General features: G+C 55.7%; 9 protein-coding genes, 2 tRNA genes and 2 pseudogenes. 7 read left to right on the top strand and 6 right to left on the bottom strand.

The window, feature by feature from the left end:
• Positions 1–125: 125 nt before the first annotated feature.
• Together CINSTRO3249_RS08385 and CINSTRO3249_RS08390 are read left to right on the top strand one after the other, a co-directional pair.
• Positions 126–419: pseudogene (locus CINSTRO3249_RS08385) on the top strand (aminotransferase class I/II-fold pyridoxal phosphate-dependent enzyme); the annotation flags it as partial.
• On the top strand, positions 407–1,180 hold the full coding sequence (locus CINSTRO3249_RS08390) for an amidohydrolase (RefSeq protein ID WP_074012948.1): 774 nt from the start codon (positions 407–409) through the stop codon (positions 1,178–1,180). The pseudogene CINSTRO3249_RS08385 and the gene CINSTRO3249_RS08390, both read left to right, overlap by 13 nt.
• A gap of 146 nt (positions 1,181–1,326) precedes the next feature.
• On the opposite strand, the pseudogene puuE reads toward CINSTRO3249_RS08390, so the two are convergent.
• From puuE to dnaQ, 3 genes and pseudogenes are all read right to left on the bottom strand, one after another.
• A pseudogene (gene puuE / locus CINSTRO3249_RS08395) lies at positions 1,327–2,309 on the bottom strand (allantoinase PuuE).
• A gap of 363 nt (positions 2,310–2,672) precedes the next feature.
• A tRNA-Asp gene (locus CINSTRO3249_RS08400) sits at positions 2,673–2,749 on the bottom strand.
• A 135-nt stretch (positions 2,750–2,884) separates the two neighbouring features.
• Positions 2,885–3,643 (bottom strand): DNA polymerase III subunit epsilon, encoded by a 759-nt coding sequence (dnaQ, locus tag CINSTRO3249_RS08405; RefSeq protein ID WP_074012949.1) that lies wholly within the window; start codon positions 3,641–3,643, stop codon positions 2,885–2,887.
• Positions 3,644–3,696: 53 nt separating this feature from the next.
• Here dnaQ and rnhA point away from each other — a divergent pair, with 53 nt between their 5' ends.
• Complete coding sequence (gene rnhA, locus CINSTRO3249_RS08410; protein WP_074012950.1) at positions 3,697–4,188, top strand: ribonuclease HI; 492 nt, start codon at positions 3,697–3,699, stop codon at positions 4,186–4,188.
• A 7-nt stretch (positions 4,189–4,195) separates the two neighbouring features.
• Here the strand turns inward: rnhA and CINSTRO3249_RS08415 are convergent, their stop codons facing one another.
• The gene (locus tag CINSTRO3249_RS08415; protein ID WP_074012951.1) at positions 4,196–4,933 is read right to left on the bottom strand and encodes a class I SAM-dependent methyltransferase; all 738 of its coding nucleotides are present in this window, start codon (positions 4,931–4,933) and stop codon (positions 4,196–4,198) included.
• Positions 4,934–4,979: 46 nt separating this feature from the next.
• On the opposite strand from CINSTRO3249_RS08415, the gene gloB reads away from it, so the two are divergent.
• Together gloB and mltD are read left to right on the top strand one after the other, a co-directional pair.
• On the top strand, positions 4,980–5,732 hold the full coding sequence (gloB, locus tag CINSTRO3249_RS08420; protein ID WP_074012952.1) for a hydroxyacylglutathione hydrolase: 753 nt from the start codon (positions 4,980–4,982) through the stop codon (positions 5,730–5,732).
• 70 nt (positions 5,733–5,802) lie between these two features.
• Complete coding sequence (mltD, locus tag CINSTRO3249_RS08425) at positions 5,803–7,176, top strand: murein transglycosylase D (protein ID WP_074012953.1); 1,374 nt, start codon at positions 5,803–5,805, stop codon at positions 7,174–7,176.
• A gap of 350 nt (positions 7,177–7,526) precedes the next feature.
• On the opposite strand, the gene CINSTRO3249_RS08430 is transcribed toward mltD, so the two are convergent.
• Positions 7,527–8,366: an endonuclease/exonuclease/phosphatase family protein gene (locus CINSTRO3249_RS08430; protein ID WP_074012954.1), complete on the bottom strand. Its 840-nt coding sequence runs from the start codon at positions 8,364–8,366 to the stop codon at positions 7,527–7,529.
• Positions 8,367–8,792: 426 nt separating this feature from the next.
• Between CINSTRO3249_RS08430 and CINSTRO3249_RS08435 the strand changes: the two genes are divergently transcribed.
• Complete coding sequence (locus CINSTRO3249_RS08435; protein ID WP_074012955.1) at positions 8,793–9,428, top strand: carbapenam-3-carboxylate synthase domain-containing protein; 636 nt, start codon at positions 8,793–8,795, stop codon at positions 9,426–9,428.
• Entirely contained in the window at positions 9,425–9,991 is a 567-nt protein-coding gene (locus CINSTRO3249_RS08440; RefSeq protein WP_074012956.1) for a carbapenem self-resistance protein CarG family protein, read from the top strand. The genes CINSTRO3249_RS08435 and CINSTRO3249_RS08440 overlap by 4 nt, the downstream gene beginning before the upstream one ends.
• Before the next feature lie 95 nt (positions 9,992–10,086).
• Here CINSTRO3249_RS08440 and CINSTRO3249_RS08445 read toward each other — a convergent pair.
• Positions 10,087–10,163, bottom strand: a tRNA-Asp gene (locus CINSTRO3249_RS08445).
• Between the last annotated feature and the right edge of the window lie 49 nt (positions 10,164–10,212).

A 10,212-nucleotide genomic window follows, 5' to 3' on the forward strand; every position in this document is an offset into this window, starting at 1 on the left:
TGCTCATGCTGAGTTTCCAGCACTAGATTAACTGCCCGTTCACGGACTTCCGGAGAGTAACGTTTGGTCGTTGTCATAGAGACCTCCACTTTTAAAGTATAGACTCTAATTTATCCGGGGTGATTCAACTGTCGGCGTTTTATCGCCAGCGGCGCGACCACCTGGTGCAGGCGCTGGCGCCCAGCCGGTTGCAACTGCTGCCCTGTGAAGGCACCTATTTCTTGCTGGCGGATTACAGCGCGCTCTCCGATAAAGACGACGTCAGCTTTTGTGAGTGGCTTACCACCCATGTCGGCGTAGCCGCTATTCCGCTATCGGTGTTCTGCGCCGAACCCTTCCCGCATAAATTGATCCGTCTGTGCTTCGCCAAAAGCGATCAGACGCTGGACGCCGCCGCCGAGCGCTTATGTCGACTCTAGCGCTTAGTCTGTTGCAGCAGCCGTTGGTGTGGATGGACGGCGAGGCAAATCTGGCCCACTTTGACCGCCTGCTGGCGCCGCTCATTGACCAGGATCTGATTCTGCTGCCGGAAATGTTTACTACCGGTTTCGCCATGGAAGCGGCGGGCAATGCTCTGCCCGAGCAGCGGGTGGTGGCATGGCTGGCGGAGTGGGCGCAGCGCACCGGCGCAATGGTAGGCGGCAGTGCGGCCATCGCTACGCCTGTGGGGGCGGTCAACCGTTTCTTGCTGGTGCAACCCGACGGCGTAACGCACCGCTATGATAAACGTCATCTATTCAGAATGGCCGGCGAGCATCATCATTATCAGGCCGGTCAGGAACGGGTGGTGGTGGGCTGGCGCGGTTGGCGGATATTGCCGCTGGTGTGTTATGACCTGCGCTTTCCGCTGTGGTCGCGCAATCAGCAGGACTACGATCTGGCGCTGTATGTCGCTAATTGGCCCGCGCCGCGCGCCGCGCACTGGCAAACGCTGCTGGCGGCGCGCGCCATCGAAAACCAGGCTTACGTCGCCGGCTGCAATCGCGTTGGCGACGATGGCAATCGGCACCATTATAGCGGTAACAGCCTGATCCTGGATCCCATGGGAAAGGTGCTGGCACAGGCTGAGCCGGACGCGGCGGCCTGCCTGCAGGCTCACCTGTCGCTCTCGACGCTGCGTCAATACCGTGAAACGTTTCCCGCCTGGCGCGATGCAGATAGGTTCAGCCTGCAACCTTAACCCCCCGGTGGCCTGACGCGCCGACAGGGCGCCTGTCGCTCGCGTCTTGGCCTTTTCACCTGTGTGTTCCAGCCAGAGGGTTGTCGGCGCCCGCGCTTCGCAAACGGGCGTAAACGAGGACTTCTCGGCGCGTGCCCCCCTCGCCGTCACCCGTCCTGCGCCGGATGCGCTTCCTGGTAGGGATGGTGGGCAATCCAATGGTCGGCGATATCCTGACGACGGCAAATCCATACCCGTTCGTGCTGTTGGATATAATCCAGAAAACGTTGCAGCGCGCGAAACCGGCCCGGCCGGCCAAGTATGCGGCCGTGCATGCCAATGGAAAGCATCTTGGGTGACGTCTCCCCTTCGGCGTAAAGCACATCGAAACTGTCGCGCAAATAGCTGTAGAACTGCTCGCCGCTGTTAAAGCCCTGCGGCGTGGTGAAGCGCATATCGTTCGCCTCCAGCGTATAGGGGATGATGAGATGCGGTTTTACCGTGCCGTCCTGACGGGTGACCTGCATCCAAAACGGCAGATCGTCGCCGTAATAATCACTGTCGTGTCGTATTGGAAACCGTCTTGCTCCACCACCAACCTCCGGGTATTGGGGCTGTCGTGGCCGGTATACCAACCCAGCGGCGCTGCACCAAACAATTGCGTCAACACATTCACCGCCTGCTGCATATGCTGGCGTTCGGTTTTAGCATCGACGCCCTGATAATGCAGCCAGCGCCAACCGTGGCTGACCACGTCATAACCGGCCTCTTTGATGGCCTCCACCACCGCCGGATTGCGGGCCAGCGCCATCGCCACACCAAAGACGGTCAACGGCAGACCGCGGCGGCAAAACTCCTGGTGGATCCGCCAGAAACCGGCCCGGGAACCGTATTCATACAGCGAATCCATCGACATATGTCTCTCAGGATAACTGGCGGCGCCAATGATATCGGAAAGGAACTGTTCGGAACCTGTGTTCCCATGCAGCACATGACTTTCGGCCCCTTCTTCATAATTCAGGACAAATTGTACCGCGATACGTGCCTGGTGAGGCCAGCCGGCGTGCGGGGGCTTTCCGGCATAACCGATAAGATCGCGCGGGTAATTGGCGTTAAAAGAGAAACTTTTATTCTCGGTCGCGTCACTCATTGTCAGTTCCTTTTTTTGTGAGCCGGTGTTTTAGTTTAGTCCTATAACGCGAGCGGTTAGTTCTTTTTGTGTCGGCGTACCGCCCTCGACGTCCTCCACGGAGGGAACAGCGCGGAGTCTGAGGTTTGGGTTTGGGTTTGGACTTGGGCCAAAATGGCGAAGTCAGCGTCGGTGGCAATCCTTTTCGGTATGCCTTGCCCTGCCGGTAAACAGCAAAACGGCCTTCAGCGGGTTAGCAAGGCAATTTGCGGCCCGAATACCGGCGCCGTTAGCGCATGGCGCATGCAGCGGGTACCACAAGGCTTTGTCGCCGCAGAAAAGACAAAACCCCATGTTTTGAAAAACACGGGGTTTTAGAATGATTGGCGGTGCGGACGGGACTCGAACCCGCGACCCCCGGCGTGACAGGCCGGTATTCTAACCGACTGAACTACCGCACCGCACTTGTGCTTTGTCGGGAAAGCGAGGCGAATAGTAAGGTCAGGGCCGGTTGACGTCAATGCTTTTTATGCACCGGGAAATCGTTTGCTGATAAATGCAGCACCCTGCGTCTAAATTGACCTGACAGGGTGATTTTACTCGCTTGGTGCCGGGCTTTCTGCCCGCCACAAACAGCTGCCGCCCTTTTTCTGCACCAGATCCAAACGCTGCTCATGGGCCACAACTTCCTCGTCGCTGGCATACACCACCTTCAGCGATGACTGGGCGCGTTGCACCCGCTGGATTTGCCCGCTTTCTCCCACACCGCGTTGCTCCTGCTCCCCTTCCATGGCGAAACGCATCGCGGTCTGACCACCGGTCATCAGCAAGAACACGTCCGCCAGGATTTCGGCGTCAAGCAAAGCGCCGTGGAGGGTGCGCTTACTGTTATCGATCAGATAACGATCGCACAGTGCGTCCAGGCTGTTGCGCTTACCGGGAAACATTTTGCGCGCCAGCACCAGGCTATCGGTTACCTTGCAAAAGGTGTCGGTCTTGGCGATGCCGCGGTTAAGCATCCCGAACTCATAATCCATAAAGCCGATATCGAAGGGAGCATTATGAATGACCAATTCGCCGCCGCGAATAAAGCGCAAAAACTCGTCCGCCACGTCGGCAAACGTCGGCTTATCGGCCAGAAACTCGTCGCTGATGCCGTGCACGTTGAACGCTTCGGGGTCGACAAGCCTGTCCGGTTTCAGATAGACATGAAAATGCCGGCCGGTCAGGCGGCGATTGATGACCTCCACCGCGCCGATTTCAATAATGCGGTGTCCTTCATAATGGACACCTAACTTATTCATACCGGTGGTTTCGGTATCCAGAACAATCTGCCGCGTAATGTCAGTGCTCATAGTGCTCGTTTATGTCAGACTTGGGCTTTTAACATGGAGCTAGTTTACCAGAGATGCGCAAACAGGTTGAAATTTTCACCGACGGTTCGTGCCTGGGCAATCCCGGCCCCGGCGGCTATGGCGCCATACTGCGCTATAAACAGCATGAAAAAACCTTCAGCGCCGGTTATCGCCTGACCACCAACAACCGGATGGAGCTAATGGCGGCCATCGTTGCACTGGAAGCGCTGACGGATGCCTGCGAGGTGGTGCTGAGCACCGACAGTCAGTATGTTCGCCAGGGGATGACCCAATGGATACATAACTGGAAAAAGCGTGGCTGGAAAACCGCCGACAAGAAGCCGGTGAAAAACGTCGATTTATGGCAGCGGCTGGACGCAGCTATCCAGCCTCATACTCTGCGCTGGGATTGGGTGAAGGGCCATGCGGGACACCCGGAAAACGAACGCTGCGATGAACTGGCGCGCGCCGCCGCCGGCCATCCGGCGCTTGAGGACATCGGTTATCGGGTGGAAGCGCAAACGGGTGGCGGACGGGCGGATTAAAGCGGATTTACTTTGCCTTAGACCCATGCAGCTGCCGGCAGCTGCGGGTGGTAGCGTTAACCGGCCGGCGTAATCCCCGCGAGGACGTCTTGTTCTTCAGCGGCGTCAGGCTAAGGGGGAACGTGCGTTTTCGCGCGACAATGACGCTCAGGCAGCCGATAGCGGGAAAATGAGTGCTGAGCAGCCGCCCCCCCTGGCGCCGCCACGGCAGCACCTGCAGATGGGTGCGGTGCAACACCTCGAAATTAAGCACCCCTAGCCAATCCAAAAGCCGCATTTGAGTATACATGCGGCTTTTGTACGGCTGGCGGCGAAAGAGAATCGGGCAGATTTTAGCCAACCCCAGCAGACTTACCGGGTTAAACGTCGTGATGACCAGCCAGCCGTCATCGATGAGCACGCGGTCCACCTCCCGCAGCAGCCGGTGGGGATCGCCGGTATAGGATAAGGTATGGGCCAGCAGACAGGCATCGGCCGACTTATTGGCAAAGGGTAACTGGTAAGGATCGGCGATGACCTGCAAACGCTCGCTCGCAAGCCCCACGTTCACCTGGTGAGAAATCGCACAATCGCCGGTATCCAGATCAGCACTCAGCGCGCCGATTTTGAGCAGATGAAAACCGAACAGTTTAGGCCACCAGGCTTTAAGACCCTGCTCCAGCGCCTGACGATAATAAGCCCCGCAGGGAATATCGTCCCATGAAGCAGGCGCCTCAATCGTTTTGTTACTTTGCGCTGGTTTCATGTTTGTCTATCTTCTAAGGGCCATAGAGAAAATCACGAGGTTAACAATGAATCTTATCAGCATTCCCGCATTGGCGGATAATTACATTTGGCTTTTACACAATGACGACGGGCAATGTCTGGTGGTGGATCCGGGCGAGGCGGCACCGGTGTTGCAGGCGCTGGCCGACCGCCGGTTGACCCCTGTCGCCATTTTATTAACCCATCATCATCAGGACCATGTGGGGGGCGTTGCCGAGCTGCTGCAGCATTTCCCGGTGCCGGTCTACGGCCCGGAAGAAACCCGTACCAAAGGTGCAACGCAGATCGTCAACGAAGGCGATAGCCTGACATTACTGAACCTCACCTTTAGCATAATGGCATTACCTGGACATACACTCGGACATATCGGATTTTACAGCGCGCCTTGTCTTTTTTGCGGCGACACGGTTTTTTCCGCCGGTTGCGGCCGGCTTTTCGAGGGCACACCTAAACAAATGTATGAGTCATTTCAGAAGGTTAATCAGCTACCGTCCGACACCCTGATCTGCGCCGCACATGAGTATACTTTAAGCAATTTGAACTTTGCCGCCGCCCTGTTACCTCAAGATAGCGTTATCGCAGGTTATCAACGTGAAATTAGTGAGTTACGGCTGAAAAACCAGCCCAGCCTGCCCTCTACGCTGCATTTAGAGCGACAAATTAATCTATTCTTACGTTGTCATGACGTTGATTTACAAAACAAATTAAACGCTCACTCTGTTCCTGACGAGGAATGGCGTGTTTTTGCGGCATTACGCGAGAAGAAGGATCATTTCTAAAGGTTTTAGTTGTAATGTCCCAGGCTTCAAAGTATCATTGCTCGTCTTTTAAGCGACTATTGACATACAGATGAAGACTCATGCGATCTTATTCGCCTCGGTCTTGCTGGTGGGGTGTCAGGTGTCCAGGCAGGACACACCGCCCCCCGAACAGCATGCACAGAGTGTTTCTTCGGCAGGTCAAGGTGAAGCAGGAAAGTACACAGATGACCGAGCGGGCACCGCGCGATGGCAAGATATCAATAGCAGCCTGCCGCAGGGCGATTTGTGGAACTTCATTGGCGACGAGCTGAAGATGCAGATACCGGATAACGCCCGGGTCCGCGAGCAACAAAAGCGTTATTTGAAACAGAAGAGCTATCTCCACGATGTAACATTACGGGCAGAGCCGTACATGTACTGGATTGTCGAGCAGATTAAGCAACGTAAGATGCCGATGGAACTGGTACTGCTACCCATAGTGGAGAGCGCTTTTGACCCGAAGGCAACATCCGCCTCTAACGCGGCTGGCCTTTGGCAGATTGTTCCCCAAACAGGCAAGAATTATGGCCTGAAGCAAAACCAATGGTATGACGGCCGCCGTGATGTTGTGGCGTCCACCACCGTTGCGCTAGATATGATGCAGCGGCTTAACCGTATGTTCGACGGCGACTGGCTATTGACTATCGCTGCCTATAACAGCGGTGAAGGCCGTATTATGCAGGCCATGAAGCGTAATAAGGCCAAGGGCCGCCCTACCGACTTTTGGTCGTTGGCGCTGCCTCGCGAAACCACCATTTATGTTCCGAAGATGCTTGCGCTTAGCAACCTCATTAAGAATAGCAAACAATTTGGCATTGCGTTGCCTAAATCGAATGCACAACGCGCGCTGGCGCGGGTGGAAGTCGGCCAGCAAATCGGTCTGACGCAGGCGGCGGAAATGTCGGGCCTGTCGCTGACCAAGCTGAAAAGCTTCAACACTGGCTATAAGCGCAACGTGACGGCGCCCAATGGACCGCATTACATCATGCTCCCCAAGGAGCATGCTTCGCAGCTGCGTACCTCGCTGGCGGAATGTGACATTGCGGCGGTGCAGTCCACGCAGCTCGCCGATAATATCGGCAGCGGTAGCTATGAGGTCCGTGCCGGAGATACGTTATCCGGCATCGCACAACGGCTGAACGTCAAAACCGCTGACCTGCAGAAATGGAATAATTTGCGCAGCGCGCGGAGCTTGAAAGTTGGCCAGACGCTGAAAGTCGGCAGCGGCACGATGCAGATTGCCAACAACAACAGCATTACCTATCAGGTGCGCAAGGGGAATTCCCTGGCGAGCATCGCCCGCCGTCACGGCGTCGATATTAAAGACGTTATGCGCTGGAACGATGCGTTGACTAATGCGAACAGCCTGCAGCCGGGGCTTAAGCTCACGCTGTTCGTCAACGGCAAGTCGACGGATTCCTAAGGCAGCGCTGATCGCATCGTTTTCGCGGTGATGAGAGACAGCACAGCGCGATGCCTGGGCAGGTTAAGCCACCGTTGGTAACTAAAAAAGCAGACGCTATTACGTCTGCTTTTTTTATGTCTGAAGACGTTAGAAATCTCAGTACCGACACAGGACCAAGTTGATATTCCAATACGCTAATGGGTCTATCGTTCAATACGCTATGGGGGTCATAATCCGCTATGCCAATGGATTATGTTCCTACAGATTAAATGACTTCTGTCCCGGGTCGACAACGGGGTCATATCCCACTGCGCAAAGGGGTTACGCCCCGATACCGACAACGGATCATACCCACTGCGCAAAGGGATTTAGGTCCCGATACCGACAATTTTCGGCTCGGCCGGTGTCCGCCCGCGGCGGGGAGTGGGTTCAAACTCGACCAGCAAGGGATTATGGTCTGAGGCTTCGGTCACCAGTACCGACGCCTCGCTGACGTTCATATCGCGATAAAAGACGAAATCCAGCGGACGGCCAAACGCCCGCCGGCGCTGATCGTCGACAAATCTTACCTCGCCAAGGCCCATCCGTTCCGCGAAACGGTAAAGCGCCAGCATACGCTGCCGGCTCCAGGCGTTGAAATCCCCCGCCATGATAACCGGGCCGCTGTGATTACGGATCTGCTCGCCAATAGGATCCAACTGTTTACTGTACACATCAATCCCCAGACTGAAATTCACCGCATGGATATTGACCACCATCAGCAACTGGCCGTTGTGAATAGGATACACGGTGACCAGCGCCGACTTGGCTAACCGTAACAGCGGCTCGCGCTCGCGCAGTGGACAGCAGTAGACGGGATGAGCCGCGGACAGGGTCATCACCCCGGACGGGTGTTGCGGGAAAATCAATGCGGGAACCTGATCCGCCGCCAGATAATGAGAAGTGGCGAATCGAACCAGTTCAGGCGTGGTTTGCGCTTCCTGAAGCAGAACCAGTTGGGCATCTTTACCAAACCCCTGCAGAACCGATAGCCAATTGGCGCGTTGCTGTTTAAAGATATTCCATACCATCACCCGCAAAATACGCGAGCCTGGCAAAGGTTCTCCCGGCGGCAACGCCTGACCTAATTGGCCAGAGGCAAGGGGTGGGAAGATACGCTCGACTGGCTGGCCCGCGACATACCTGACGGCATATGTTTTTTTTGGCACGGTTATCGCCTATTCTCTTAAGTTATTGCGCCCGTGGCGGTGTTTGAGTTGATTCCCCGCTGTTTTTTGTCCACGAACACTTAACAATCTTACGCTGTTATAAGCTCTCGGCCCGGCATATGCAACCTGACGCCATGACGTAGCGGCCCGACCCACACAGTATATCACAAACACCCTCTACTGGGGCGTGGACCCCCGGGCGCGACATCGGCAGCCGGGGGGATTTTGCGGCGGCTGGCGCTACCCCAGGCTCCTGATAAGCTCTCTTATCGTGGCTAAGCCCGCCGGTATGGGTCATCCGCCGCCGCCAACTACTGCACTATAGTCCAGTATTCATTACTGCCAAACTTGTTTATCGTGTGAGTTTAAAAGTCGAGCGGCCGGCACCGCGCTGCAATCGATAGCATAATCAAGAGGAGTTGAGAGATGGTGGACAATGGCTTTTGTATCATTCATGGTAAAATCAATAGAGATATCAGTCTATTGGCACATTGCTGCAGCGGCAATATCGAAATGCTACGCAACGGATGCCTATTTACCGGGCGCAAAACACCGGTGCAAAGTTATCGCTTTGCCACAGGTAGCGCCTATCTCATCGGGGAGCTGCGTAACAAGCGCCTATTGCGCCATCTGGCGGCGCATTTTACCGGCGGCATACCCGTGGTTAACGGGGCCGAAGTGCTTTACCAGCTCAGCACGCAATTAGGTTCGGCGGCGCTCGGTCTGGCGGAAGGGGACTTTTGTTTCTTTATTAAAGACCGAAACGGTACCCTGACGCTGCTGACCGACGCCTGTGGTCATAACCCGGTGTACCTGGTCAATGCGGGCGATCGTTGGATTACTGATAAACTGAAACTCATCAGCGCGCTGCATGACCGCGACATCCAGCACGACCCGCAGACGGGTGAAACCGCGGTCAGCATGGGTTGCCATATCGAGCGCATTTTGCCGGGGACGTTAAACGTATTTCGTTTTAGCGACGCCGACTGCGAAGTCTGCGAAAGCCGACAATTACTGCGCCCGGCCAAAATGCCCATAACGATTGAGGGCGGCATTCAATGAGGGCGTTACTGCTAGCCCTGTTTGTCTCCGTCAGCGCGACGGGCGCCAACCTGACGCCGGTCCCGCTGGTGCCGGGCGGTAATCAGGTAGACATTGATAATAATGGTAAACCTGACCTGGTGATCCTGGGGCAATTCGATAACAATCACACGCACAATTGCCACGGCATCAGTTTTTTTATTCACCACCCGGACGGCGGATTTAGCATGGTGCCCGTCGCCAACAGCGACAAGTTTGTTTGGCTCGATAACCGCCTCACCGCCAGTTCCGCCAAGGTGCTGGTCAACCGCCTGTTTCACGATGGCAGGCGCTACTATTTAGTAAAAGCGCAAAAATATGGCGCCAATCTGTATACCCTACTGCCGGTGAAATTTACCTTATATCTACTCGGCAAACATCAGGGTGAACCCGGCGAGCCCCACTATCGCTGGCACGCCTGGCGCAGTTTCCTTAGTCAGCAGCGTTATGCGTCCGTTGAGGAGTCTTTTGCCGAGATCGCCAGCCTCAACCCGGATATCCCCGAGAAGCGCTATGTTGCGCCATTGCCCGAGGTTGCGCCATAAGGCGTTTACGCCACAATCAGCAACGGGATACAGTTAATTATTTTGAAAGAATACAAAAAAGCCCTGAACCAGTGGCTCAGGGCTTTCAATGGAAGTGGCGGTGCGGACGGGACTCGAACCCGCGACCCCCGGCGTGACAGGCCGGTATTCTAACCGACTGAACTACCGCACCACCGAATCACTACACACGCCGGATTAACATGAGCGGGGTCAGACGCCTG

It is taken from the genome of Candidatus Sodalis sp. SoCistrobi, from assembly GCF_900143145.1.
Classification (GTDB): domain Bacteria; phylum Pseudomonadota; class Gammaproteobacteria; order Enterobacterales; family Enterobacteriaceae; genus SoCistrobi.

Excerpts from the sequence above, each read along its gene's own strand:
- CINSTRO3249_RS08435 (WP_074012955.1), top strand. The coding sequence starts at position 8,793 with ATGGTGGACAATGGCTTTTGTATCATTCATGGTAAAATCAATAGAGAT.
- rnhA (WP_074012950.1), top strand. The coding sequence starts at position 3,697 with ATGCGCAAACAGGTTGAAATTTTCACCGACGGTTCGTGCCTGGGCAAT.
- mltD (WP_074012953.1), top strand. The coding sequence starts at position 5,803 with ATGAAGACTCATGCGATCTTATTCGCCTCGGTCTTGCTGGTGGGGTGT.
- dnaQ (WP_074012949.1), bottom strand. The coding sequence starts at position 3,643 with ATGAGCACTGACATTACGCGGCAGATTGTTCTGGATACCGAAACCACC.
- CINSTRO3249_RS08440 (WP_074012956.1), top strand. The coding sequence starts at position 9,425 with ATGAGGGCGTTACTGCTAGCCCTGTTTGTCTCCGTCAGCGCGACGGGC.
- CINSTRO3249_RS08390 (WP_074012948.1), top strand. The coding sequence starts at position 407 with ATGTCGACTCTAGCGCTTAGTCTGTTGCAGCAGCCGTTGGTGTGGATG.
- CINSTRO3249_RS08415 (WP_074012951.1), bottom strand. The coding sequence starts at position 4,933 with ATGAAACCAGCGCAAAGTAACAAAACGATTGAGGCGCCTGCTTCATGG.
- gloB (WP_074012952.1), top strand. The coding sequence starts at position 4,980 with ATGAATCTTATCAGCATTCCCGCATTGGCGGATAATTACATTTGGCTT.